This is a genomic window from Aquibium oceanicum (assembly GCF_001889605.1).
GTDB classification, from domain to species: domain Bacteria; phylum Pseudomonadota; class Alphaproteobacteria; order Rhizobiales; family Rhizobiaceae; genus Aquibium; species Aquibium oceanicum.
In genome coordinates, this window is sequence record NZ_CP018171.1 from 4,121,568 (window position 1) to 4,145,892 (window position 24,325).

Here is a 24,325-nt window from a genome sequence, read left to right on the forward strand (position 1 = left end):
TTATCCCCGGTAGACCACGGCCGAATCCATCCCTGCATGTAAATACGGATACAGCCCGGCCAACATGCAAGAAATTGCTATAAAATCTTTCAAGTCGACGTCTCGTAGCGTCGCGTTCGGATTACCTGCATGGCCGAGGCCCGGGTAATCGGAGCGAAACCCATAAAGCTTCTTTCCTACTTCCTTTATTGTTGCATGTGGCCAAAGATTTATCTGGTCACAAATCGCCCCAAGGGTTGTGCCGCTTACATTAAATGTCTGCTTTGCAACGCCCTCTACCAGAATAAACTGTTTTTGTATGCAGCTCTTTATTCGCCCCGACGTGGGTTCTGTATTAAGGTCTATGCAAGATTCTTCGTATTCACCATGTAACTGCTGCAAATGAGGATCATTATACGTAAGACGCCTCATCTCCTGAAAAAGTCTGGAAACCACTCCAGGAACAGTAGGCACCAATACAAATGGTTCTACTAATACATAACCAAGGCTGTATGTGTCGATTGCCTCAATTATGAGACTTCTAAATCTTAGGACAAGTTCGGGATCTTCTAAGTCAACGAGCGTCGAATAGGTCTTCGCAAGGCATACCACGGCATCAAGCTCCGTATCGGCTTTGCTCCGCAGGAGATTTCTGAGTGCTTCCCTTGATCCTTGTCCAGTCGATGCGAGTTCAAAGTCGGACCTATCTTTCTGATATTCGTCGAGCAAATTTCTGTATGAATCGAACTTTGCTTTCACGACTGGGTCGGCCAAGTTCCCGCCGGCATCGAAGGCGTCAGCGGAAGGCTGTTCCGGCTCTTCTGGCGGAGATGGTGGACGTTTGAGGCCGCGATAGATGTCCGCAAAAAGCAATTCCGGGTGGGGACGATTATCCGCGAGAGGGATCCAGAGCTCACTCCAGAGTCGTTTCCATACGTGCTTGAAATCACCATTCATTGGTCGTCGGCCTCTCTCGAGAAAAGAGTATGTTGAAGCGACCTGAAAAGCCCCTCGCTTTCGAATAATGCCTCGTTCGATATAGCCAATGAGCGCAAGATTTTATCGTGATGATTTGTAAATACCTTCTGTAAATCTATGGGAGGACATAATACAGGGATCTTGGATAGAGCGTCCATATCCAACCGTTTTGTGCCGTGTGCGGCAGTCGATACTTCTTGTAAGATTGCAGATCGCTGAGAGAGCAAGTTCCAGAGCCCGAAACGTGGATCAATGCCTTCGTGGAACACGATCGATTTGATGTCTTGGTTGAAAGCAGCTTCCCGGGCAAGGATTCCCACTGGCACGGAATGGGCAAGAATCATCCCGCGCACCACAATCAGCACTGCGTTTGCGGGGGCAAGTTTAACAGCGGACTGTCTGACTGCCGTTTCGCTGATATGATCTATGGCGTTCCGGATGATCACCGTTTTCATGTCTTTCGGAGAAACCCAAGGAATCTGACCTACCCAAAAGCTAGGGGAGGATTTTGATGGCGTCCCGCCGCTCAGGAAATCTGCAACGTCAGCAAGCTTCTCTTTAGCCCATTCCTTGGGATTGCTCACCGGATCCCCAAACATCTCCAGAAAGATCGACTGCGTGAGACTGTCGAGCAGCGCGATGGCCTGGCGGCGCTTCTGCCGGAGTTGATCGGCCTTATCGAGGATCGCCGCAATCCGCTTCTGCTCGTCGAGGGGCGGGAGGGGGATGGCGACCCTGTCCAGATTCTGGCGAGTGATTTGCGGCTGCGCTGCACCAGTGACGGCATCACCAAGGCCACGGTGCTCAAGGCAATGTCGTAGATACTTCTGATCAACTCTTTTCTCATCGAGCCTGTCGAGCGCCATTGCATTCCCGCTGATGTATGAGAATGGCTCAGACAAATTTATAGTCCCGCAGGTCGCCCCACGGCATGTGATCATGAGAGTTGGTTCTGCGTGCGTATACTCAGAATAGTATCCGATTTTACCGTTTGCTCCATAAACGGGATACCCCGTGGATGTCAGTTGGCTATTGGGGACGATTTTCCACTGTCTTGGGTAGCAGACGTCCAGTAGTCGGACGAAAGGAAAACTCACAACATCGCCTCCAGCTCTTTCAGCCCGGCGGCGATCTCGTCCTCCAGCGTCAGCAGTTCCGCTATGATCTCCTTCGGAGGCCGGTGGTCGGCGGCTTCGTGCACAACTTCCTTGTAGCGGTTGATCGAAAGATCGTAATCGGCCGCCGCGATCTCCTCGCGCGGCACGGTAAAGCTTTGGCCGGTGCGCGGGTTCTCCCGCTCAGGCCCGTCGCGCTTTGACCAGCGGGCCAAGACGTCCGGCAGGTTGTTCCTGGCATGCTCGTCCGCGCTCAGGGTCGCCTTCGGCACCGGCCCGAACTTCTCCTCCGGCACCAGCATCTGGCGCTTGTCGTCGAGGCTCATGCCGTCGGCCTGGACGGCGTAGAACCAGACGTCGCCGGTGCCGCCGGAATTGGTCTTGGTGAAGAAGACGATGGCCGTGGACACGCCCGCATAGGGCTTGAAGACGCCGGAGGGCAGTTTGACGATGGCGTCGAGCCTGTGGTCGTCGACCAGCATTTTGCGGATCGCCTTGTGGGCCGTCGAGGAGCCGAAGAGGACGCCGTCCGGCACGATCACCGCCGCGCGGCCGCCGGGCTTCAGCAGCTTCAGGAACAGCGCCATGAACAGGAGCTCGGTCTTCTTGGTCTTGACGATGGCCAGCAGGTCGCCCGACGTGGTCTCGTAGTCCAGCGAGCCGGCAAAGGGCGGATTGGCGAGGATGAGGGAATATTTGTCGGCGTCGTCGGCATGGCCCGAAGCGAGGGAATCCCGGTAGCGGATATCGCCGCCCTCGACGCCGTGCAGCTGCATGTTCATCGAGCCGATGCGCAACATGGTCGCGTCGAAGTCGTAGCCGTGGAACATCGTCTCGTGGAAATGCTCGCGGCTTTGCTTGTCCATCAGCATCTTCGGGTGATGCGTTCGCAGGAATTCGCCGGCGGCGACGAGGAAGCCGCAGGTGCCGCTCGCCGGGTCGCAGATCACGTCCCTCGGGCTTGGCGCGGTCATTTCGACCATCAGCTTGATGATGTGGCGCGGCGTGCGGAACTGGCCGTTCTGCCCGGCCGACGCGATCTTGCCGAGCATGTATTCGTAGAGATCGCCCTTGGTGTCGCGGTCCTCCAGCGGAATCTCCGCCAGCATGTCGACCACCTTGGCGAGAAGGCCGGGCGTCGGGATGGTGAAGCGCGCGCCCTTCATGTGCTCGGCATGGGCAGTGCCCTCCTCGGCCATCTCGCGCAGGAAGGGGAAGACGAACTCCGAGAACAGGAGAAACATGCGCTGCGGGTCCTGGTTCTTCAGCTTCGACCAGCGCAGTTCCTCATAGGTGACGTCCCTCCCGTCGCGGTCCTGCCGGTAGACGCCGGCTGGATAGATCACCCGCTCGATCGGCCGGCCGAGCATGGCGGCCTTTGCCTCCGCTCGGTTCTGGACGTCGTCCAGTCCGCGCAGGAAGAGGAGGTAGGTGATCTGTTCGATCACCTCCAGCGGATTGGCGATGCCGCCCGCCCAGAAGGCGTTCCACACGGCGTCGACCTTTGAACGGATATCTCCTGTCAGCACGTCGCATTCCTTGGTTGCAGTGTCGATTCGAGGGGTAGCACAGGGACGCGGTGACGATGAAGTGTGCCGTGGATCGCGACACTCACGACCCCGGGACGTTCACCGGCGGGAAAAGAGGCAGATTACGGCCAAGACATAGGGCGGAAGGCGCGCTCGTTCAGGTAGTCAGCACATCCGGTTCATGTGATGGAACTGGATGTGCAGATGAACGGCCCCAACGGTAAGGGCGACGGCTATCAATGATATGTCGAAGAAAAAATCCAATTCCATCTCCCATCTACTTGCCGCAAGATCCATACTGCCAGGAAATTCAAATTCAAAAGTCCAGTATGACGTGCTACGTTTCCACTTCGGTAAATGAAGGGAGAGAAGATGATTGCATATGAGCGATCCTATGGGACCGGACGATCCGTCTGTTCTGTCCTCGAGTTTTTCGGCTGGGTAGTGGTTGTTTTCGGAATCCTTGCCGCCTTCGTTGGAGTGGTCAGTGGCGGCTTCCTTGGAGCTATGTCCCGTGGATTCGGCGAGAGGGATCCCCACTTCATGGTGCGCGTCATTGCGATGATCCCCGGTCTGCTGATGGTCGTAGCCGGCCTGATTTCAGTGACCCTAGCACAACAGTCCCGTGCGACATTGGATACGGCAGAAATGACGCGCGACCTTCTTGATCTCGCGAAAAGGCAGTCGCTGCCGAGCCTGAGAACTTCGGCCGTCCAAGATGCCGATCCGCCCTTCGAGGACCATGAAACCGTTGTTGCTGCAGGTCGTGAATGGCGACGGACCGCGGCTGGCGGATACACGATCATCAAGGGCAAAGGCGTAGGTTTGACATTCGGGTCGATCGACGAACTCAAGGCTTACCTCTTGGAGAATCCGTGATCCCCTAGGGAACCGAACCCGAATGCAAGATTCGGGAATAGCGACGATTATCGGTTCCTCATCCTGCGGGTGGACGAGGCATCACGCACACGGGGTTGACCGGGCGAATTTCGAGCCGGGAGCTTTTTTCATGCATGCCTTCTTACGTTCGCTATAACGCACGCAGAAAGGAGCTTTCCTCGTGCCCATAGCCAGTCTCATCCATGTCTTGCCCCTCGACCAACGCCGCGGGATCAACCGCCGGGAGGCGGCCGACATCTGGGGCGTGTCGCCGACATTCTTCGACAGGCTTGTGAGGGACGGGGTGGCGCCGAAGTCGCGCCGCCTGCATGGTCGCCAGATCTGGCACCGGCATGAGGTGGAGGAGGCCTTCGACCGTTGGTTCGAACCCGCGCCGCCGAAGAGAGGTCATGAACTCACCGCCGACAACGACGACCTCGATGCCGAACTCGCTGCCTTCGAGGCCAGGCATGGTTACGCTTGAACTGAAAGGAGTGCACCGAGTCCGCGTCAAGGGCCGGACTTACTGGTATGCTTGGCGTGGCGGACCTCGTCTCAAGGGTGAGCCTGGGACTCCCGAATTCGTGGCGTCATACAACGAGGCGGTCGCCGACCACCGCGCGCCCGATGCCACCCGCTTCCGCTCCGTGATCCTCGCCTACAGGGCCAGCGCGGATTTCCAGAAGCTGGCGGAATCGACGAGACGGCAGTGGTCCCGCTGGCTGGACCGTATCGACGAACACTTCGGCGAACTGCGGACGGCGCAGTTCGACCGAGCGGAGAAGATCCGCCCCATCATCCGCAAGTGGCGCAGCACCTATGCCGACAGACCCCGCACGGCAGATTACGCCATGCAGGTCCTGTCACGAGTGCTCTCATATGCGGTCGATCCCATGGGAAAGATCGCGGCCAATCCTGCCGAAGGGATCAAGCAGCTCTACACGTCTTCCCGGGCGGAGATCATTTGGACCGATGAGGAGATCACGGCGCTGAAGGCCAGCAATTCGGAAGAAATAGGACATGCCGTCGACCTGGCCGCACACACCGGCCTTCGACTCGGCGATCTCTTGCGGGTCTCCTGGAGTCACATCGGCGAACACGAGATCACGCTGCCCACCGGCAAGAGCAGCGGCAAACGCCACGCAGTGATCCCACTCTATGATGATCTCCGGGAAATTCTGTCGCGCATACCTCGTCGCGCGACCACCGTGCTGACGTCGAGCAAGAACAGGCCGTGGACCACCGACGGCTTCGGCAGCTCGTTCAACAAGGCCAAGGCGCGTGCCGGCCTCGCTGACCGGGATCTCCATTTCCACGATCTCCGCGGCACCGCCGCGACCAAGTTCTACAAAGCCGGTCTCTCGGAACGAGTTATCGCCGAGATCATGGGTTGGGAAGAGCAGAGCGTCTCGAGGATTATCCGCCGCTATGTGGGTCGAGCGGCGGCGACTCGAGCCGCAATCGAGCAGCTCGCGAAGGGCAAATAAGGAACGTAGTTTGTAAAACCGGCTGTAAAACCGCCTCTCCCACGGGAGGCTCGTATGGCTCTAACACATTGAAAAGACAGCTGGAGCGGGTGAAGGGAATCGAACCCTCGTATGCAGCTTGGGAAGCTGCCGTTCTACCATTGAACTACACCCGCGACCCGTCATTGAATCGTCCAACGCGGTCGCGCTGTCAAGAGACGGGGCATCGGGTTCGTCAAGGCAATTGAACGCAACTCTAGGCTTGCCATCATTGAACCTCACGCGAGTGGAGGTGGCGATCTGCATGACGGGAAAGTTGCTGGTCCTTACGGTCCTGACGGCGAGCCACGCCCGATGGGGGGTGTAGACGACGCAGGCTCAATCTTTGGCCGGCAAAGTCGGCGAGCGCGAGAGTACGGCCCTCTTTCCGGCCGAACGTCGGAGACGAACTGTCAAGCCGGGCGAACCGATCCGACCGCGTGCTCGCGACGGGAACTTGTTGCGACATCGGCGGCGCCCGGCGAGGGATTAACCGATGGTTCACCATGCCGAAAGACGCAGGTGAACGGGAACTGTACCGGTGAGTTAACGGGCAGGTTGAAAGGTCAAGAGACTCTCATGCTGCGAGTAGAGCGAGGCCAGGAGCGAGATCGCGACGATACGGATATGGACGTCAACGTGGACTCATACGAGGTGTGGCGGGCATACAAGGACGTCGAACGGCTTGCCTTCATGTTTCGGGCGACACGGCAACGCCCCCCGGCGGAACTCGAAAGGCTACAGGCCTGGGTCAGGCGAATGGCTGCCGCGAACAGCATCAATCTGCACAGCCAGTAACGGCAGTGCTGCCGGCGCAATTTCCAAGGTTCCATGCGACGAACGAGCCACCTTGGCGCCTTCCCCTGCCCCTCCCGCTTGACGGGTCCGGCACGGGAGACCACTTGTGCGGGAGTTTCGCCGATCCATCCGGAGCCTCCCCGCCGTGCCCGCCCTGAAGCGCCTCATCGAATCGCGCCGTTTCGATCTCGTCATCACCGTTCTCATCATCGTCAACGCCATCACGCTCGGGCTCGAGACCTCGCAGGCCGCGATGGCCGAATGGGGATCGGTCTTGCTGTTCCTCGACCGCGTGATCCTCGCCGTCTTCGTGGTCGAACTTTTGGCGCGCTTCGCGGTGTACAGACTCGCCTTCTTCCGCGATCCCTGGCGCATCTTCGATCTCGTCGTGGTGGGTATCGCCCTGTTCCCGGCGACCGGCAACCTCTCGGTACTGCGCGCGCTGCGCATCCTGCGGGTGCTGCGACTCGTCTCGATGGTGCCGTCGCTGCGCCGCGTTGTCGGGGGCCTTGTTGCTGCCCTTCCGGGAATGGGCTCGATCATGCTCCTGCTCACGCTCGTCTTCTACGTCTTTTCGGTCATGGCCACGAAGCTCTTCGGCGCTGCCTTTCCCGAATGGTTCGGCACCATCGCCAGTTCGGCCTACTCGCTATTCCAGATCATGACGCTGGAAAGCTGGTCGATGGGTATCGTGCGTCCGGTCATGGAGGTATTCCCTCTGGCCTGGCTGTTCTTCATCCCCTTCATCGTGTGCACGACCTTCACCGTGCTCAACCTGTTCATTGGCATCATCGTGTCGGCCATGCAGGAGGAGCACGACGCAGAGGCCACCGCCGAACGCGCCGCCCTGCAGGGCGAACAGGAGATGATTCTCGCCGAGATCAGGGCGCTGCGGGAAGAACTGCGCGCGATGGCGAGCGAGCGGCGGTAGGGCCGTCAGCGAAAGTGTTTCGACAGCTTCAGGCCCTGCGCCTGGTAGTTGGAGCCGAGATCGGTCCCGTAGAGCGCCTTCGGCTTGGAGAGCATGTGCTCGTAGACAAGCCGGCCGACGATCTGGCCGTGCTCCAGAATGAAGGGCACCTCGTGGCTGCGCACCTCCAGCACGGCGCGGCTGCCGGTGCCTCCGGCGCCGGAATGCCCGAAGCCGGGATCGAAGAAGCCGGCATAGTGCACCCGGAACTCGCCCACCAGCGGATCGTAGGGCGTCATCTCGGCGGCGTATCCGGGCGGCACGTGAACGGCTTCGCGCGAGACGAGGATGTAGAATTCGTCCGGATCGAGGATCAGTTCGCGGCTGCCATGCGCGTGCAGCGGCTCCCAGAATTCGAGCACATCGTGGGCCGCGCGCCTGTCGACGTCGACCAGCGCCGTATGGTGCTTGCCACGATAGCCGATCGGCCCCTGCGCACTGCCTTCGAGGTCGATCGACAGCGCGATGCCCCCACCCGTCACGTTCGGCTGCTCCGACGCGACCAGCACGTCCGTGCGGTGCAGCGCTGCCAGTTCCGGCTCGGAGAGGATCGAATTGCCTTTTCGGAACCGGATCTGCGACAGCCGGGAGCCGGTGCGGGCGACGATCGGAAAGGTGCGAGGGCTCACCTCGAGATAGAGGCCGCCTTTGTACCCCGGAGCGATCTTGTCGAATTCCGGCCCGTGGTCGGTCATCACGCGGGTGAAGATGTCGAGCCGGCCCGTGGAGCTCTTCGGATTGGCCGAGGCCGCCACGCCGTCCGGTAGCGCCAGGCTTTCCAGCAAGGGCACGATGTAGACGCAGCCGGTCTCCAGCACCGCGCCCGCCCGAAGGTCGATCTCGTGCAGCTTCAGCCGGTCGAGCTTGTCGGCGACCTTCTTTTCCGGGCCGGGCAGGAAGCTCGCACGCACGCGGTAGGCCGTCTCCCCCAGCCTCAGGTCCAGGCTCGCCGGTTGGATCTGGTCGGCGTCAAGCGGGCGCGGCGTCGACAGGGCACCGGCCTCGAAAAGGGCCGCTATCTCGTGATCGGGAAGGATGCCTGTCGTACGCAAGTCTTCGCTCCGGTCGGCCCTGTCGCGGCCGCGTGGCGCATCGGGCGATTCGACGTTTCACACGCAGGCGATTGACGCAAGCCCGCCCCGGGTTTATGGGACCGTTTATCCCGTGGTGATTTGGCCGGTCGGCTTGCAGCCACGTTAAACAAGTCGCTAAAGGGCCGAACGCAAGACCGGCATGCGACTTTCGCGGCCGGTTTTTTTGTGCGTGAGGCATGACGACGATGAACGAGACGAAGCGAAACTGGAAACCGGCGACGGCGCTGGTGCACGGCGGCACGGCACGGTCGGCCTTCGGAGAGACGTCTGAAGCGCTCTACCTGACTCAGGGCTTCGTCTACGAGACCGCCGAGGCCGCGGAAGCCCGCTTCAAGGGCGAGGAACCCGGCTTCATCTATTCCCGCTATGCCAATCCGACCGTGGACATGTTCGAAAAGCGCATGTGCCTGCTGGAAGGCGCCGAGGATGCCCGCGCCACCGCGTCCGGCATGGCTGCGGTTTCCGCCGCCCTTCTGTGTTCGGTCAGGGCCGGCGATCACGTGATCGCCGCACGCGCGCTCTTCGGCTCCTGCCGCTGGGTCATCGAGACCCTGATGCCGCGTTACGGCATCGAGACGACGCTGGTCGACGGCACGAAGATGGCGGAATGGGAGGCTGCGCTGCGGCCGAACACGAAGCTCTTCTTCCTGGAAAGCCCGACCAACCCGACGCTGGAAGTGATCGACATCGCGGCCGTCGCAGCCATTGCCAACGGCATCGGCGCGCGGCTCGTGGTCGACAACGTCTTCGCCACGCCGCTGCAGCAGAAGCCGCTGGAACTCGGCGCGCACGTCGTCGTCTATTCCGCCACCAAGCACATCGACGGTCAGGGCCGCTGCCTCGGCGGCGTCGTCCTGTCGGACAAGAAATGGATCGACGAGAATCTGCACGACTACTTCCGCCACACCGGCCCGAGCCTGTCGCCGTTCAACGCCTGGACGCTGCTGAAGGGCCTGGAGACGCTGCCGCTGCGGGTTCGCCAGCAGACGGAGAGCGCGGCGCGGCTCGCCGGCCATCTCGCCTGCCACTCCGGCATCGCGAAGGTCATCTATCCCGGCCGGAACGACCATCCGCAGGCCGACATCATCGCCCGGCAGATGAAGGGCGGCTCGACGTTGATCTGCTTCGAGGTCAAGGGCGGCAAGCAGGGCGCCTTCCGCATGCAGAACGCGCTGGAGACCATCCGCATCTCCAACAACCTCGGCGACGCCAAGAGCCTGATCACGCACCCCGCGACCACCACCCACAAGAATCTGACCGACGAGACGCGCGCGCAACTCGGGATCAATCCCGGAACGGTGCGGCTTTCGGTGGGCCTCGAGGACGCGGACGACCTGATCGAGGACATCGACAGGGCGCTGGACCAGGCGGCGTAGGCGTAGTCGCCCCTCGTAGCGCGAGAATCGACCGGAGGATAACACGTCTTCCTTGCAGAAGGATCCTGGTCTATGTCTGCGACGATCAGGGAGTTCCGCCATGCGTCGTGTCCTGCCATACGTAGTAGTCCTCGCGGCGGTGACGCCCGTATCGGCGCAGACGGTGGACGAGGTGAGCGCCGACGGGATCGCGAGAAGCCTGTCTCGCTACATCGGCTCAAGGTCGTTCGAGACGGGCATATTCAAGGTCTCAGCCGAGGGGGACGCATACCGTATCGCCGTGAATCTGGATCGGTTCGCCGCGATGATCCCCCAAATCGACGCGTCGTCTTTCGATTTGGCGCCTTTCGAACTGCGCGTGAAGCCGCAGCCCGACGGGACCTTCCTAGTAGACAGCGACCTGATGCCAACAGGCGCGTTCAATTTCCAATTGGCGAGTACGGAGGCATCACCGCCCCTCCGCTCGCACGTCGAATGGCGCGCACAGGAGAGCCAGTTTACCGGAATGTTCGACCCCGAACTTGCCATGTACTCGTCGTTGTCTGGGACCTTGCGCGGCGTGAATGTGCTGTCGCACGATGACAGTCAGCGGATCGAGTACTCTATCGGCTCGTCGACGGTCGAGATGACCGCGAGGAAGTCGAAAGGGCCAGGGCTTGATCTCGAGACGACCCAGACCATGCTCGATCTCGTTGAAACCGTCACCGTGCCGGCTGCGCCGGATGGACCGCCGACCGCTATCACCCTCAGGTCGCCGAAGATCACAGTCGCCTCGAACACCACGGGAATGCAGTGGAAGCCGATGCTGGATCTTCTCGCATTCGGCGTGGCTCAGGCTGGGAAAGACATCGAGGCGGCTGATCGGACCGAATTGAAGCGGCTGATCCTGGCCACGCTGCCACTATGGGAAACGGTCCGAGGCGGCTACGACTTCACCGATCTGACCGTCGGCACACCGGCCGGACTGTTTCGCCTTGCAAACTTCGGAATCGACGTCACGATGGACGGCATCCGCAAGAGCGGCTCGCTCGACTATGGCGTCGATCTTGCCGGTATCGCTCTTCCCCAAGGCGTCGCCCCGGTCTGGAGCAATCCGCTTCTGCCCACGGATATCAACCTGAACTTCGGCGTTCGGAATCTCAATTCGGAAGACCCCGTGCGGCAGTTCATCGAGGCCTTCGACTTCGACCGTGAACCGCCGATTCCGGACGAGGTAGGCGAAAAGATTCTGGCGGACTTCATGGCCAACCCGCCGACATTCGTCATGGAGCGGAGCATCATCCGCAATGCCGATATCGAAGTCGTCATGTCAGGGGAGATGCCATTTTCGCTGGGCAAACCGACGATAGGCGCGACGATCGAAGTCGCGGGGTTCGACGCCGCCATTACCGCGTTGCAGACCGCGGCAGCCTCCGACGCTCGCGCGCAACAGGCATTCCCTCTGCTTCTGGCAGCCAAGGGACTTGGGAAGATGCTGCCGAACGGCCGGCTGCAATGGATCGGCGAACTCAAGAGCGACGGATCGGTCCTGGTGAACGGCGCGACGCTGAAAGGGCCGGATCCGATCGAAGTGCCGTTGCCACGGCTGTAATGAGGCCTGCGGACTGTTCCCAGTCCCCTCACCCAAACTGCCGCACCGCCAGGATGATGCGCGACAGCGCGGTGTAGAGGCAAACGGCTGCGAACGGATAGGCGATCACGGCAAACCAGCCCGGCAGGAGACAGAAGGCGACGAAGACCGCGAGCGTCTCGGTCGCCTCCGCGAGTCCGGTCGTGAAGAAGATGGACTTCTCCCCGCGCGCGAGCGTCGAGAGCTTCCGCCTCTCCGCCAGCACGGAGAAGGCGAGGAAGCTCGCTCCGTTGACGTAGAAGGAAAAGATCAGGGCGGCGGCTGGAAGCGCGTTGGCCTGCGGATCTGCGACCGCGAAGCCGAGCGGTATCGCGCCGTAGAAGAAGAAGTCGAGCAGGATGTCGAGATAGCCGCCGAGATCGGTCTTGCCCCTGATCCGTGCCACCGCTCCGTCAAGCCCGTCTCCAAGCCGGCTCACCAGGATCAGGACGAGACCGGTCGCCAGATGCCCGGCCGCGATTGTGGCCGCCGCAGCCATGCCGATGGCGAAGGAGGCGAGCGTGACGGCGTTGGCGGATATGCCGGCGGATGCCAGCCCCGCAGCCAGGCGATCGAGCGCGGGATCGAGTTTGCGCCTCGCCCAGCCGTCAAGCATGGCGGCCCGCCGGTATCGCACGGTCGGGAAGCGACCGGATTTCGGCCATCATCGCGCGAAAATCTCGGCGGTTGACCGGTCGGCGCGGTTCGTTGAAGGTTCCCCCATCGAGTCACCCGGAGCTTGTCTCATGTATCGGGCAATAACACGCGATATCGAAGTCAGCGTCGAGCCCTTCTATCTCGACGACCGTTCAGACCCGGACGATAGCCATTATGTCTGGGCGTACAGAGTCACGATAGCCAATCACTCGGATGATCACGTGCAGTTGCTGTCGCGCTACTGGCACATCACCGACGCCACCGGCCGGGTGGAAGAGGTCCGTGGCGCCGGCGTCGTCGGCGAGCAGCCGCAACTCGGGCCCGGCGACAGCTATCAGTACACGTCCGGCTGCCCCCTCTCCACTCCGTCGGGCATCATGGTCGGCCGCTACACAATGCGGGACACGCAGGGCGAACAGTTCGACGTGGCGATCCCCGCCTTCTCGCTCGATCTTCCCAACGGCATGCGCACGGTGAACTGAGGCCGCTATTCCTGGCTCTTCGCGAACTCTGAGGGATCGAAAGTGTATTCGGTCGAGCAGAACTCGCAGGTGACGCGGATCTCTCCGTCCTCGATGCTTTCGGCGATCTCCTCGTCCGAAAACCCGTCCAGCACGGACCGGATCTTCTCGCGCGAGCAGGAACAGTCGTCCGCGACCGGCACACCGGGGTAGACCACGACACCATGTTCGTGGAACAGCCGGTAAAGCAGCCGTTCCGCGCCGATGGTGGGGTCGAGCAGTTCGTCGGCTTCGATCGTGGCGAGCAACGCGAGCACCTCCATCCACGATCCGTCGATGACGCTCTCGTCGACATCGCCCTCGTCGCCGTCCCCGCCGGGCAGGTCCGGCAGCCGCAGACGTTCAGGCGCCTCGGGCAGGAATTGCGCCAGCACGCCGCCCGCGCGCCAGTGCTCGCTGCCTCCGTCGGCGCCGGGAATGATCTGCCGGGCGACGGACAGGCGCACTTCGGTCGGAATCTGCTCCGACTGGCGGAAATAGATGCGTGCGACCTCTTCGAGCGAGGCGCCATCCAGCTGCACGATGCCCTGGTAGCGCTGCGTATGGGCACCCTGGTCGATCGTCATGGCGAGAATGCCGCCGCCCAGCAGCTCCGCGGGCGACGTACGTCGCGCGGCTTCCGCTTCGGCCAGGCGCTCGGCGTCGTAGCGTGCATAGGCGCGCATCGAGCCCGGCGTGGAAAAATCCGCCACCAGCATGTCGACCGGCCCGTCGGTCTGGGTCTGCAGGATGAACTTGCCGTCGAACTTGACGGAACTTCCGAGCAGCGCCGTCAGAACTATGCACTCGGCGAGCAGCCGCGCGACGGGCTCGGGATAGGCGTGGCGTCCAAGCATCTGGTCGAGCATCGGCCCGAGCTGGACGGCGCGCCCGCGCATGTCGAGCGGCTCCACCTGGAACGGCACCACGACGTCGTCGCCGGCGAAGCCGAATTCGCCGAGCCTTGGTTCATTGGTCAATCGTCTATGCTCCGGAAAGACACCAGGCGAGCACGGCCTTTTGCGCGTGCAGCCGGTTTTCCGCCTCGTCGAAGACCACGGATTGCGGTCCGTCGATCACCTCGTCGGTGACCTCCTCGCCACGATGGGCGGGCAGGCAGTGCATGAAGAGCGCGTCCGGCTTGGCGTGGCGCATGAGGTCGGCGTTCACCTGGTAAGGTAAGAATACATTGTGGCCGCGTGCGCGGTGCTCCTGGCCCATGGAGATCCAGGTGTCCGTCATCACGCAGTCGGCTCCGCTGACGGCGTCGGCGGCATCGTCGAAGAAACGTATGCGGGCACCCTCGCCTTTCGCCCAGTCCACGAACCGCGTGTCGGGCTCGCTGCCGCCGGGCACGGCGATGTTCAGGTCGAAACTGAAGCGGGCCGCGGCCTCGATCAGGGAATGAAGAACGTTGTTCCCGTCGCCCGACCAGGCGAAAAGCCTGCCCGCCACGTCTCCGCGATGCTCCTCGTATGTAAGAACGTCGGCCATGATCTGACAAGGGTGGGTCTCGTCGGTGAGCCCGTTGATCACTGGTACGGTCGCATTCTCCGATAGTTCCACCAGGCGGTCGTGGGAGGTGGTGCGGATCATGATGATGTCGACGTAGCGCGACAGCACCTTGGCCGTGTCGGCGATGGTTTCGCTGCGGCCGAGCTGCATCTCCGTGCCCGTCAGCATGATCGTCTCGCCGCCAAGTTGGCGCATGCCGACGTCGAAGGACACGCGGGTGCGCGTCGACGGCTTGTCAAAGATCATCGCCAGCACCTTGCCCTCGTAGGGCTTGCTGCGCTTGCCCGCCTTCGTGTCCGCCTTGCGGACCTTCGCATCCTCCAGCATCGAGCGCAGGCTGTCGGTCGGTATCGCCGACAGATCGGTGAAATGGCGCGGCTTGCCGTTCGTCATCATGCTTCTTCCGCTAGTTCCCGCCGGCCTTGGACGCCAGCTTCGACGCGGCGGCACGGATCCGCTCAAGGCCGGTCCGGATCTCCTCGTCCGTCACCGTGAGAGGGGGAAGGAGCCGCACGACGTTGTCGCCGCCCGGAACCGTCAGGAGCTTCTCCTCACGGAAGGCCATGTTGACCCCCGCATTGGGGATGCGGCATTTGATGCCGAGGATCAGTCCGACGCCGCGGATCTCCTCGATGACCGACGGATACTCGTCCGCGATCGCCGCGAGGCCTTGCTTGAACAGCAGCGACTTACGGCTGACCTCGTCAAGGAACCCCTCTTCGAGCACCACGTCGAGCACGGCATTGCCCACCGCCATGGCGAGCGGGTTGCCGCCGAAGGTGGTGCCGTGAACGCCGGCCGTCATGCCGACCGCCGCCTCGTCGGTCGAAAGGCAGGCACCCAGCGGGAAGCCGCCCCCGATGCCCTTGGCGATGGCCATGATGTCGGGTTCGGCGCCCGACCACTCGTAAGCGAAGAGCTTGCCGGTCCGGCCGACGCCGCACTGGACCTCGTCGTAGATCAGCAGCAGTCCGTTGTCGTCGGCGAGCTTGCGCATCAGCTTGAGCATCTCGGCCGGAACGACGCGGATGCCGCCCTCGCCCTGCACCGGCTCTACGAGGATCGCCGCGGTCTCGGCCGTGATCGCCTTCTTGAGCGCCTCGGCGTCACCGAGCGCAATCTGGTCGAAGCCCTCGACCTTGGGGCCGAAGCCTTCGAGATACTTCGGCTGTCCGCCGGCCGCAATCGTGGCCAGGGTGCGGCCGTGGAAGGCGCCCTCGAACGTGATGATGCGGTAGCGCTCTGGATTGCCGTTCACATGATGATAGCGCCGCGCCGTCTTGATGGCGCATTCCAGCGCCTCCGCGCCGGAATTGGTGAAAAAGACCTTGTCCGCGAAGCTGTTGGCGACGAGGCGCTCGCCCAGGCGCCGCTGTCCCGGGATCTCGTAGAGGTTCGACACGTGCCATAGCTTGCCGGCCTGTTCCGTCAAAGCCTCGACGAGATGCGGATGGCCGTGGCCGAGCGAGTTCACCGCGATGCCGGCCGCGAAGTCCAGGTATCGCTCGCCGTCGGTCGTGACCAGCCACGTTCCCTCGCCGCGATCGAAGGCCAGGGGCGCCCTGGCGAATGTCTCGAATAGCGCCGAACCGCTCATGCGAAGTTGCTCCGGATGGGCCTGTGCATGCGGAGGTTCCCGCCATTCCCATGCATGCGCGGGTCCGCAAACTAAAAAGCCGCCCCCGGGGCGGCCTCTTCGACGCATATTGGATTTTTTCGCTTGCAAGTCAACGGGAAGCTCCGTTCCGGCGATTTCTCCCGGCCGGCATGCGGGTCGGCAAGTTGGGGAAAACCGAAAAAACAGATTCGGCTGACTCAGGGTGACTCTTGTCACTGAGTCACCGGGTATTGTAGCTTGCGCCTACGAAACAACTAGATTTCGTGCGGCGGACTAAAAATTCTCCCGAGTATCTGTGGCGTCCTCCTGGCGGCAGCCAGGGCGGGTATGGATTCGGATTCCGCCGGATGTGGCACCACCAGGAGCATACGGCATGAACTGGACAGACGAGCGGGTGGAACTCCTCCGCAAACTTTGGGCCGAGGGACTGAGCGCGAGCCAGATCGCGGCACAGCTGGGAGGCGTGAGCCGCAACGCCGTCATCGGCAAGGTTCACCGGCTGAAGCTCTCCAGCCGCGGGCGCGCGGCCCCGGCGCAAACGCGCCAGAAGAAGCCGAAGCCCGCCGGCACGAAGGCGCAGCGGCCGGCTGCCGCGCCGCGCGCGATGCCGCAGACCGTCGGCGCCACCGCGCTCAAGGTCGACTACGAGGCCGAACCCGCTGTTCGCCCGTCTGCGCGCCCGGCGGAGAACGTGGTCGTTCCGATCTCGCGTCACCTCAAGCTGGCGGAGCTGACCGACAAGACCTGCAAGTGGCCGAACGGCGACCCGCTTACCGAGGAATTCCATTTCTGCGGCAACGACTCTCTGGAGACGGGCCCCTACTGCACCTACCACGCCAGACTCGCCTTCCAGCCCGCGTCCGAGCGTCGCCGGCAGCGCTGAGCCGCGGCGGCCGGTGCATCCGCGAGGGAAGACTTACTCCCCGGACAGGACCACCCGGTGGCTCTTGTCTTCCTTCGGCCGGTCGAGCGGCATCTGGACGCCGGTGATGATGTAGTGGACGGTTTCGGCGATGTTGGTCGCGTGGTCGCCGATGCGCTCGATGTTCTTGGCGCAGAACAGGAGATGGGTACAGGCGGCGATGTTGCGCGGGTCCTCCATCATGTAGGTGAGCAGTTCGCGAAAGAGCGACGTGTACATCGCGTCGATATCGTCGTCGCGGTCGCGGACGGTGCCGATGCGCTCCACCGAACTCGTCGCGTAGCAGTCGAGCACTTCCTTGAGTTGCACCAGGGCGAGTTGCGCCAGCGCTTCCAGCCCGCGCGACAGCCGCACAGGCTGTGGCGTTTCCAGGATTGAGAGCACGCGCTTGGCGATGTTCTTGCCGAGGTCCCCGACGCGTTCCAGGTCGGATGAGATGCGGATGGCGCCGATGATCTCGCGCAGGTCGTCGGCCATCGGCTGGCGTCGAGCGATGATGACGATCGCCTTGTCGTCGATCTCCCGCTGGCCTTCGTCCAGCAGGACGTCATCGGCGATCACCTTGCGGGCCAGCGCGGGATCGTGATGAACGAGCGCCTTGACGGACTCGTCCACCATTCGCTCCGCAAGCCCCCCCATGCTGGCAATACGGCTCGCCAGGAACTTCAACTCCTGGTCGTAGGCGTTCATGATATGCACTGTGGGCATCTGTCCGACTCCCCCGCGAATCACGATTGTATACGGCAGCCACATGACCGAAAGACGAAAACCGGTTCCGTCGACTAAGAAACGGTCAGTTGGTGGGGAAGTTGACCGTGAAGGTGGCACCTTCGCCGATCTTCGATTTGATCGTCAGCCGGGCGTTGTGTCTTGTCAGGATGTGCTTGACGATGGCGAGGCCGAGGCCGGTCCCCTTCTGGGAGCGGCTCGTCTCGACGTCCACGCGATAGAAGCGCTCCGTGACCCGCGGGAGGTGCTCTTCCGCGATGCCCGGACCATGGTCGGTGAAGCTCACCCGCGGCCCGGTTCCCGGCTCCGCGGGCAGGACGGATACCTCGACCCGCCCGCCGGACTGGCCGTACTTGATGGCATTCTCCAGCAGGTTCTCGAAGACCTGGGTGAGTTCGTCGCCGTTGCCCCGCACCTCGACGGGGCCGGAAGGAATGTCCTTGACGATGTCCACGCCATTGTCGGCCGCGAGATGCCTCAGCGCGTCGATCACCCCCTCGACCAGCGGCCGGACGTCGATCGTTCCAGAGGCCGGCGCGTAGCTCTTCATCTCCAGCCGCGACAGCGACAGCAGGTCGTCGATGAGGCGCGCCATGCGCGCCGTCTGGTTCTGCATGATCTGGAGAAACTGTTCGCGCGCCTTCGGATCGTTGCGGGCGGGGCCCCGCAGGGTGTCGATGAAGCCCGCCACGGACGCCAGCGGCGTGCGCAGTTCGTGACTGGCATTGGCAATGAAGTCGGCGCGCATGCGGTCGATGCGGCGGATCTCGCTCTGATCCTTGAAGACCAGCACGAAGAGCCCGCTGCTCTCGCCGACCGACGTGCCCGCGATGCGGAACCACCGCTCGATCGGCACACGCTCGACATACTCGCAGCTTAGCGGCCCCTCGCCGCCGGCCAGCAGCGCCGCGAGCAAGTCCTGGAACTCCGGGGTTCGGAAGCGAAGGTTGAGCAGCGTCCCTGCATCCAGCTTGCCGAAGGCGGTTCGCGCGGCTTCGTTGCGGGTCACGACGATGCCATGTGGGTCGAAGACGATCATCGGGTCCGGCACGGCTTCGGCGAGCGCCTGCGCCGATAGCCCTTCGAAACCGAGGCTCGCGGCGGCGTCGGCCTCCGCCCTGACGCGCCGTGCCGTCTTCCTGCGCGCCAGCGCCGCCACCAGAACCACGAAAGCGATCGCAAGCGCGATCCACGCAATCGAGAGCCCCCCCGCGTAGCCGAGCGCCACGATCGCCACGGCGGCCGCCATGAGCACCCACCGCGCCTCGGTCAGACGTCTGCGCACGATGCCGGCCGTGCCCGCTCCCGCCTCCTCCGTTTCGCTCATCGTGGTCCTCTGAAGCACCAGGGTTTCGTCCACGCCCCGTCACCCGACGGCGGCTGGACGCCGTTCCATACGCTCAATAGCATGGCTGGCCAGTCATCGAGGAGAAACAGGAATGACGACCTACAGCCATATGCGGAACCTGCCGGACACGGAACCGGTGCGCATCACCGTGGCGGGAACAGAACGCGTCTTCGACATCGACGACCCCAAGCTCCCCGACTGGATCAAGGACGCCGCGATGGCCTCCGGTGGCTACCCTTACAAGAAGAAGATGGACAAGAAGGACTACGAGGAGACGCTGGAGCGGCTGCAGATCGAACTCGTCAAGCTCCAGCTCTGGCTCCAGGCAACGGGCGAACGCGTCATGGCGATCTTCGAGGGGCGCGACGCGGCCGGCAAGGGCGGCACCATCTTCGTCCTGCGCCAGTACATGAACCCGCGCAGCGCCCGCAACGTCGCCCTCCCCAAGCCGACCGACCGCCAGCTCGGACAATGGTACTACCAGCGCTATGTCGAGCATTTCCCGACGGCCGGCGAGTTCGTGACCTTCGACCGCTCCTGGTACAACCGCGGCGTCGTCGAGCCGGTGAATGGCTTCTGCACCGAGGAGCAGTGCGAACGCTTCCTCGACGAGACGCCGACCTTCGAGCGCATGATCGTCAACGAAGGCATCCACTTCTTCAAGTTCTGGCTCAACATCGGGCAGGAAATGCAGCTCGAGCGTTTTCACGACCGCCGCCACGATCCGCTCAAGATCTGGAAGTTCTCGCCGATCGACATCGCGGGCATGTCGAAGTGGGACGAGTACACGCAGGCGCGTGACAGGATGATGAAGCGCACCCACACAGAACACGCCCCCTGGATCCTGCTGCGCGCCAACGACAAGCGCCGCTCCCGGCTGGAGGTGATCAGGCGCATCCTCAAATCGCTCCCCTACGAGGGCCGCAACGACGACGCCATCGGCGAGGCGGACGAAAAGATCATCGGCAGCGGACCAGAAGGCATCGGCACCTAAACCGCGCCCGCCGGTGCCGCACGCCCGGCGGCTGTCTTCTCCCCTGCCGCCTTCCTCAGTCCCCGGCTCCGTCGAAACCGCCGGTGTGGCGTCTTTTCCCAATAATGGGGGCGCCACACGAGTTGGCCGATGGCGCGGTAGGCCGCGACCGACATCAGCAGCCAGTAGGGCACCGTCGAGAGGGCCGTCTTCCAGTAGCCGGCGCGGTCCCTCGGCGGCAAGCAGCGCCATCCCAACAGCAGGAACGATCCGTATCCCGCGGCGATGTTCATTCCCGACAGTCCGAGCAGCCAGCGCTCGTTCGGCACGAGAACACCCCACAGGGCCGACTTCCCGCACAAGAGGAGCGTCGTGCCCCACAGCAGCGGATGCAGCAGCGCCGACGCGATCAACCCGCCGAACAGGATCTGGAAGATGAGGAAGGAGCCAGCGCCAAGATCGCGATAGAGCCGGACCGGCTGACGCATGTGGACGAGCCACGTCTGCATCCAGCCCTTGTACCAACGGGTCCGCTGCCTGAGCCACACCATGATTTCCTCCGGTGCGTCCTCCAGGGTCGGCAGCGAGATGGTTGCGGTCCTGTACCCGAAGCGTTGCAGCCGCACGCCGAGATCGGCGTCCTCGGTGACGTTGTGCGGATCCCACCCGCCAACGTCGACCAGGGCTTCGCGGCGGAAATGCGGCCTTATGTATCAAGAGCACCAAGCCCGGCGATCACCTCGCCGAAGGGCGGTGAGGCGTGAGCGCGCTGGCGGCACTGGCCGCGTTGGGCAATTCATGCAGTAGGCTTCTAAGCTTCAACTCCCCTAAATTGGCGATCGTAATTGTAAGCCTCATTTTGAGCTACGGAACCGGCAATGCGAAATCTTCCGTTCTCGTATTTGAAGCAATACCCCCTCACGAAATCGCCACCAGCGATGCCAGAATATATGACGTAGCCAATCAGGAAGGTTGGCTTCACAAAAATTCCGTCCAGTTCTTTCGGGGGCGAGCGAATAGGTGGTGCGTCAAATACACCGATGAACTCTGCTGTACCCTTGTTGTTTCGAAAGACCTTCGTTTTCTCGCCGGCTTGGCCTTCGAATCGCTTCCCGTACTTGATGAACGGGCCGCCTGTAAGAGGTTCCGACAGCCCTCCATCGGGCGGTACAACTTCTCCATTAGGTATCAGACGACCATGCTTGTCATCCGGCTCTATGACGGCGGGCAGCGCATTTTGTTCGTCTATGACCACCACCTTTTGGTAGTCACGCCGCAGGATGGCCGGCATCCTTCCATAGTTGGCGTAGCAAAATGCCAACGGGGATTCGCTCCCGTCCTCATGTACTTTCGGTACTTCCAATATCTCTATGATGATGAAAGGGCGTTCTATTCCGATGAGCGCCGCTTTCGTTATCTCAACAGAGTCTTCTGCAGCCTTGGTGGCGGCAGCAGCTTGAATCGCCATGTCCTCGGCGGAGTCAGCAGCCCGCCTCGTGTGGTGCAGAGTGCCTATGATGGCAACGAGGGCCGCAGCGGTCAGCCCGACCGTCATCGCAGTCGCGATGAGCATCCACAGCCCCCACAAGGCCATTTCCTGCTGGGCCTGCAAATCTTCGCTGGATTCGTTTTCGCGGTCGTGGGCTGCTATCTTTTCATCGAGGCAAGCGATGAAAGCGTCCCCCGGTCGGAGGCCGCACGTTTGAACTATATCGTCGCGGGTAGCCTGTCTTTGGCGCTCAGCGTGTTCCTGATAGCGCTCATAAACTTCGTTCTGTTCTGACCAGTGTTGAAGAACGATCCCGTAGAGAATTCCGATGACGCACAGAGCGCCAACGCCTAAAACTATCGCAGATGTAAGTTTTCCGAACCAATCGCGTTTAGGCATTGAAGCAAGAATGCAGCACTGAAGCCCCCCCGGCTTATCTTGTTGTTCAGGTTACGCTCGGTTTCGTGAATGTCCATAGCCGCCAGTTTCTCGGCTAGCTGGGCATAGGTCACGCCCTTCCGCTTCAACTCCCCCTTGAGCAGATTCTTCGCCCGCGTCTCGTATTCCACGTTGACGGGGTTGTCCTTGCGCGTCGCCATGCCGCTACCTCCAGATATCATCATTTTCGATGATATACACCATTGACAATGGGGACGTAAACCATCATATCAGGTGAAGAACATCACCGGATACGATGACAAATGGCACAGCACTTCCTCCTTTCCGCCGAAGCCCGAACCCTCTCCCTCAAGGACATCTACAAGGGTGGCGAGGCAAAGGCTTATGAGGCGTTCAAGCGTCTCCGCTGGCAGGAGACCGAGGGCGAGCCGGTTTGCCCGAAGTGCGGATGCCTGGACCATTACGAGATCAGCACCCGCCGCAAGTTCAAGTGCGCTGCCTGCGGTGCGCAGTTCTCCGTTACGTCCGGCACGATCTTCGCTTCCCGCAAGATGGCCTTCACCGATCTGCTGGCCGCGATCTGCATTTTCGTCAACGCCGCGAAGGGCCTTTCCGCCCTCCAGCTCTCGCGCGATATCGACTGCCAGTACAAGACGGCCTTCGTTCTGGCGCACAAGCTTCGCGAGGCTCTTGCCGCCGAGACGGCCGGCATGGACCTGTCAGGCGAAGTCGAGATCGATGGCGCCCACTTCGGCGGCCACGTCCGCCCGGAGAACCGCAAGGAAGACCGGAAGGACCGTCGCGTGAAGGAAAACCAGTCCGACCGTCGCCGCGTCGTGGTGGCCCTTCGCCAGCGCGGCGGACGCACCCTGTCCTTCGTTCGCCACTCGGAAGCGGAAGGCGTCGAGATCGCCCGCGCTCGCATGGTTGCCAAGGCCGAACTGTTCGCCGATGAGGCTAGCCACTGGGATGCGCTGGAAATCGATTACAAGAGCACCCGCATCAACCACAGCGTCTCCTACAGCGACGGCCACGGCAAGCATACCAACTGGGTTGAAAGCTACTTCTCCCGCCTTCGCCGCATGGTCGGTGGCCAGCACCACCACGTCAGCCACAAGTACCTGTACCAGTACGCCAACCACGCCGCTTGGCTGGAGGACCATCGTCGCCGCTCGAATGGTGGCAACGCCTCGGCGCTACTCGGTGGTGCGCTCAATCATCCGGTGTCGCGCGTGTGGGCGGGATATTGGCAGCGTTCCGCAGCGTGAGAATAGGTGTGGAAAGACTTGCCGGATTGCAACTCTAGGATTCGACAGCCGCGACAGAATCGCTGAAATAGAAAGGTCGATGCGAGGTTCAGTCGCATCGACCTTGGAAGTAACCAGCCGGTAGGGGCTGGCCGCGTGATCACCGCCCCACAATTAGACGTGTGGCGGGAGCAGTCAATCCCCTGCCGGCCCTATTCAGCGAAAGGGCCGATCATGGCTTTAGATTATCCACAACCGTATCAACTGACGTTTGATGATGCCGTCGATATCTGGCTCCGCCATTGGGCGGGCGAGTATCAGCATCACATCGCCGGCTCGTTTCGGGTGAACCCCGGCCGGGTGAACGATGTCCTGAAAGGACGGAAACATGCCGGGAGCGAGCAGGTAGCCGCCTCAAAAAGGAGGGCTGCCTAATGGCTGGTGATGTTCACACTATCCTTTGCGGCGTCTGCAAAGTGCCGCTCCAAGGACCTAGTGACGGCAAGGACGACAACGTGTTCTCCTGCCCCTCTTGCGGGGCCAGCGACACACGTAAGGAAGTCCTTCGCATTGTGACTGAGCATGTAGAGGAAGTCACGGCGCGCGCCTTTCAGGAAGGCTTCCGAAAGGCGCTTCGGGGCAACAAGTTCGTGAAGGCCACGGGAAAGCCCGTCCCAAAGCGATTCCACAAGTACATCTCGGACTTCAACCCGAAGATCTGACATAGCACTACCGGCGGGCTTCGGCCCGCCGCCTTCTATCTCTGATTATCATGTGCTATCGCTAGGCGGTGGCGGGTCTGAGTGATGACGCGCGAAAATTGTTACGTCCAGAACGTGCCGCCCTGGGGCGGTCAGGCCCGCCGCTCCCACATCACGTTCCCCTTCGCATCCGCAACGCCAAGACCCGTATTGGTTCGCTATCCCTGACAACCCGTGTTAAGTTTCGGCATCGTCGGCGACTTGCACAGGCAAGCTGACGCTTGAGAGACACCCCCTTTTTGCAGAACGGGTTTGCGCTCCCGCCTCATGGTATGAGGAGCTTTTCCATGCCCACAATCTCTATTCGATGCCTTCATTGCGGCGTGTCCAACGAT

General features: G+C 62.0%; 25 protein-coding genes, 1 tRNA gene and 1 riboswitch. Of the genes, 12 read left to right on the forward strand and 14 right to left on the reverse strand.

All coding sequences use genetic code 11. The features are described 5' to 3' along the window. The 3 genes from BSQ44_RS26995 to BSQ44_RS20165 are packed head-to-tail and all read right to left on the reverse strand — an operon-like array spanning window position 1 to window position 3,601. The gene (locus BSQ44_RS26995; protein ID WP_157894643.1) at window positions 1–936 is read right to left on the reverse strand and encodes a hypothetical protein; all 936 of its coding nucleotides are present in this window, start codon (window positions 934–936) and stop codon (window positions 1–3) included. After that, window positions 933–2,054 carry a restriction endonuclease subunit S gene (locus BSQ44_RS20160; protein ID WP_072606891.1) on the reverse strand — a complete coding sequence of 374 codons (1,122 nt, stop codon included), beginning with the start codon at window positions 2,052–2,054 and terminating at the stop codon, window positions 933–935. Before BSQ44_RS20160 ends, BSQ44_RS26995 begins: the two co-directional genes overlap by 4 nt. Next, window positions 2,051–3,601 carry a type I restriction-modification system subunit M gene (locus BSQ44_RS20165; protein WP_072606892.1) on the reverse strand — a complete coding sequence of 517 codons (1,551 nt, stop codon included), beginning with the start codon at window positions 3,599–3,601 and terminating at the stop codon, window positions 2,051–2,053. Before BSQ44_RS20165 ends, BSQ44_RS20160 begins: the two co-directional genes overlap by 4 nt. A 372-nt stretch (window positions 3,602–3,973) precedes the next feature. Between BSQ44_RS20165 and BSQ44_RS20170 the strand changes: the two genes are divergently transcribed. From BSQ44_RS20170 to BSQ44_RS20180, 3 genes are all read left to right on the forward strand, one after another. Further along, window positions 3,974–4,480, forward strand: a complete 507-nt coding sequence (locus tag BSQ44_RS20170; protein ID WP_072606893.1) for a hypothetical protein — start codon at window positions 3,974–3,976, stop codon at window positions 4,478–4,480. Window positions 4,481–4,661: 181 nt separating this feature from the next. Further along, window positions 4,662–4,964: a helix-turn-helix transcriptional regulator gene (locus BSQ44_RS27285; protein ID WP_179948735.1), complete on the forward strand. Its 303-nt coding sequence runs from the start codon at window positions 4,662–4,664 to the stop codon at window positions 4,962–4,964. Further along, complete coding sequence (locus tag BSQ44_RS20180; RefSeq protein ID WP_072606895.1) at window positions 4,951–5,967, forward strand: tyrosine-type recombinase/integrase; 1,017 nt, start codon at window positions 4,951–4,953, stop codon at window positions 5,965–5,967. Before BSQ44_RS27285 ends, BSQ44_RS20180 begins: the two co-directional genes overlap by 14 nt. A gap of 81 nt (window positions 5,968–6,048) precedes the next feature. Here BSQ44_RS20180 and BSQ44_RS20185 read toward each other — a convergent pair. Next, window positions 6,049–6,122, reverse strand: a tRNA-Gly gene (locus BSQ44_RS20185). 806 nt (window positions 6,123–6,928) lie between these two features. On the opposite strand from BSQ44_RS20185, the gene BSQ44_RS20195 reads away from it, so the two are divergent. Beyond that, window positions 6,929–7,714: an ion transporter gene (locus BSQ44_RS20195; RefSeq protein WP_072606897.1), complete on the forward strand. Its 786-nt coding sequence runs from the start codon at window positions 6,929–6,931 to the stop codon at window positions 7,712–7,714. A gap of 5 nt (window positions 7,715–7,719) precedes the next feature. Here the strand turns inward: BSQ44_RS20195 and BSQ44_RS20200 are convergent, their stop codons facing one another. After that, complete coding sequence (locus tag BSQ44_RS20200) at window positions 7,720–8,805, reverse strand: 2'-deoxycytidine 5'-triphosphate deaminase (RefSeq protein ID WP_072606898.1); 1,086 nt, start codon at window positions 8,803–8,805, stop codon at window positions 7,720–7,722. 102 nt (window positions 8,806–8,907) lie between these two features. After that, window positions 8,908–8,985: riboswitch (SAM riboswitch) on the forward strand. Between the two features lie 47 nt (window positions 8,986–9,032). On the opposite strand from BSQ44_RS20200, the gene BSQ44_RS20205 reads away from it, so the two are divergent. Together BSQ44_RS20205 and BSQ44_RS20210 are read left to right on the forward strand one after the other, a co-directional pair. After that, a complete protein-coding gene (locus tag BSQ44_RS20205; protein WP_072608181.1) occupies window positions 9,033–10,223 on the forward strand; it encodes an O-succinylhomoserine sulfhydrylase in 1,191 nt (396 codons plus the stop codon). 100 nt (window positions 10,224–10,323) lie between these two features. Next, entirely contained in the window at window positions 10,324–11,814 is a 1,491-nt protein-coding gene (locus tag BSQ44_RS20210; protein WP_072606899.1) for a hypothetical protein, read from the forward strand. A gap of 28 nt (window positions 11,815–11,842) precedes the next feature. On the opposite strand, the gene BSQ44_RS20215 is transcribed toward BSQ44_RS20210, so the two are convergent. Continuing rightward, window positions 11,843–12,448, reverse strand: a complete 606-nt coding sequence (locus tag BSQ44_RS20215) for a CDP-alcohol phosphatidyltransferase family protein (protein ID WP_072606900.1) — start codon at window positions 12,446–12,448, stop codon at window positions 11,843–11,845. A gap of 130 nt (window positions 12,449–12,578) precedes the next feature. Between BSQ44_RS20215 and apaG the strand changes: the two genes are divergently transcribed. Then, window positions 12,579–12,971, forward strand: a complete 393-nt coding sequence (gene apaG / locus BSQ44_RS20220; protein ID WP_072606901.1) for a Co2+/Mg2+ efflux protein ApaG — start codon at window positions 12,579–12,581, stop codon at window positions 12,969–12,971. 5 nt (window positions 12,972–12,976) lie between these two features. On the opposite strand, the gene BSQ44_RS20225 is transcribed toward apaG, so the two are convergent. Genes BSQ44_RS20225 through BSQ44_RS20235 form a run of 3 tightly spaced genes read right to left on the reverse strand, consistent with a single transcriptional unit; the run spans window position 12,977 to window position 16,101 of the window. Continuing rightward, window positions 12,977–13,969 (reverse strand): Hsp33 family molecular chaperone, encoded by a 993-nt coding sequence (locus tag BSQ44_RS20225; protein ID WP_072606902.1) that lies wholly within the window; start codon window positions 13,967–13,969, stop codon window positions 12,977–12,979. Between the two features lie 4 nt (window positions 13,970–13,973). Beyond that, the gene (gene argF, locus BSQ44_RS20230; RefSeq protein ID WP_072608182.1) at window positions 13,974–14,897 is read right to left on the reverse strand and encodes an ornithine carbamoyltransferase; all 924 of its coding nucleotides are present in this window, start codon (window positions 14,895–14,897) and stop codon (window positions 13,974–13,976) included. Window positions 14,898–14,910: 13 nt separating this feature from the next. Further along, window positions 14,911–16,101 (reverse strand): aspartate aminotransferase family protein, encoded by a 1,191-nt coding sequence (locus BSQ44_RS20235; RefSeq protein ID WP_072606903.1) that lies wholly within the window; start codon window positions 16,099–16,101, stop codon window positions 14,911–14,913. A gap of 394 nt (window positions 16,102–16,495) precedes the next feature. On the opposite strand from BSQ44_RS20235, the gene BSQ44_RS20240 reads away from it, so the two are divergent. Continuing rightward, a complete protein-coding gene (locus BSQ44_RS20240) occupies window positions 16,496–17,005 on the forward strand; it encodes a GcrA family cell cycle regulator (RefSeq protein WP_072606904.1) in 510 nt (169 codons plus the stop codon). Window positions 17,006–17,038: 33 nt separating this feature from the next. Here the strand turns inward: BSQ44_RS20240 and phoU are convergent, their stop codons facing one another. Continuing rightward, window positions 17,039–17,752: a phosphate signaling complex protein PhoU gene (gene phoU, locus BSQ44_RS20245; protein WP_072606905.1), complete on the reverse strand. Its 714-nt coding sequence runs from the start codon at window positions 17,750–17,752 to the stop codon at window positions 17,039–17,041. Window positions 17,753–17,837: 85 nt separating this feature from the next. After that, window positions 17,838–19,100 carry an ATP-binding protein gene (locus BSQ44_RS20250; protein WP_072608183.1) on the reverse strand — a complete coding sequence of 421 codons (1,263 nt, stop codon included), beginning with the start codon at window positions 19,098–19,100 and terminating at the stop codon, window positions 17,838–17,840. 112 nt (window positions 19,101–19,212) lie between these two features. Between BSQ44_RS20250 and ppk2 the strand changes: the two genes are divergently transcribed. After that, entirely contained in the window at window positions 19,213–20,115 is a 903-nt protein-coding gene (gene ppk2, locus BSQ44_RS20255) for a polyphosphate kinase 2 (RefSeq protein WP_072606906.1), read from the forward strand. Here the strand turns inward: ppk2 and BSQ44_RS20260 are convergent. Next, window positions 20,112–20,804: a glycosyltransferase family 2 protein gene (locus BSQ44_RS20260; RefSeq protein WP_083534837.1), complete on the reverse strand. Its 693-nt coding sequence runs from the start codon at window positions 20,802–20,804 to the stop codon at window positions 20,112–20,114. The two genes, ppk2 and BSQ44_RS20260, sit on opposite strands and share 4 nt — an antisense overlap. 101 nt (window positions 20,805–20,905) lie before the next feature. Next, window positions 20,906–21,385 (reverse strand): hypothetical protein, encoded by a 480-nt coding sequence (locus BSQ44_RS27925; RefSeq protein ID WP_378215765.1) that lies wholly within the window; start codon window positions 21,383–21,385, stop codon window positions 20,906–20,908. Between the two features lie 51 nt (window positions 21,386–21,436). Between BSQ44_RS27925 and BSQ44_RS27930 the strand changes: the two genes are divergently transcribed. After that, complete coding sequence (locus BSQ44_RS27930; RefSeq protein WP_378215767.1) at window positions 21,437–21,877, forward strand: hypothetical protein; 441 nt, start codon at window positions 21,437–21,439, stop codon at window positions 21,875–21,877. Window positions 21,878–21,939: 62 nt separating this feature from the next. Here the strand turns inward: BSQ44_RS27930 and BSQ44_RS20270 are convergent, their stop codons facing one another. Next, window positions 21,940–22,182, reverse strand: coding sequence for a DUF6471 domain-containing protein (locus BSQ44_RS20270; protein ID WP_072606909.1), 243 nt, complete (start codon window positions 22,180–22,182; stop codon window positions 21,940–21,942). A 102-nt stretch (window positions 22,183–22,284) separates the two neighbouring features. Between BSQ44_RS20270 and BSQ44_RS20275 the strand changes: the two genes are divergently transcribed. Further along, entirely contained in the window at window positions 22,285–23,250 is a 966-nt protein-coding gene (locus tag BSQ44_RS20275) for an IS1595 family transposase (RefSeq protein ID WP_072606910.1), read from the forward strand. Between the two features lie 551 nt (window positions 23,251–23,801). Beyond that, entirely contained in the window at window positions 23,802–23,951 is a 150-nt protein-coding gene (locus BSQ44_RS27000; protein WP_157894645.1) for a hypothetical protein, read from the forward strand. Window positions 23,952–24,325 lie beyond the last annotated feature (374 nt).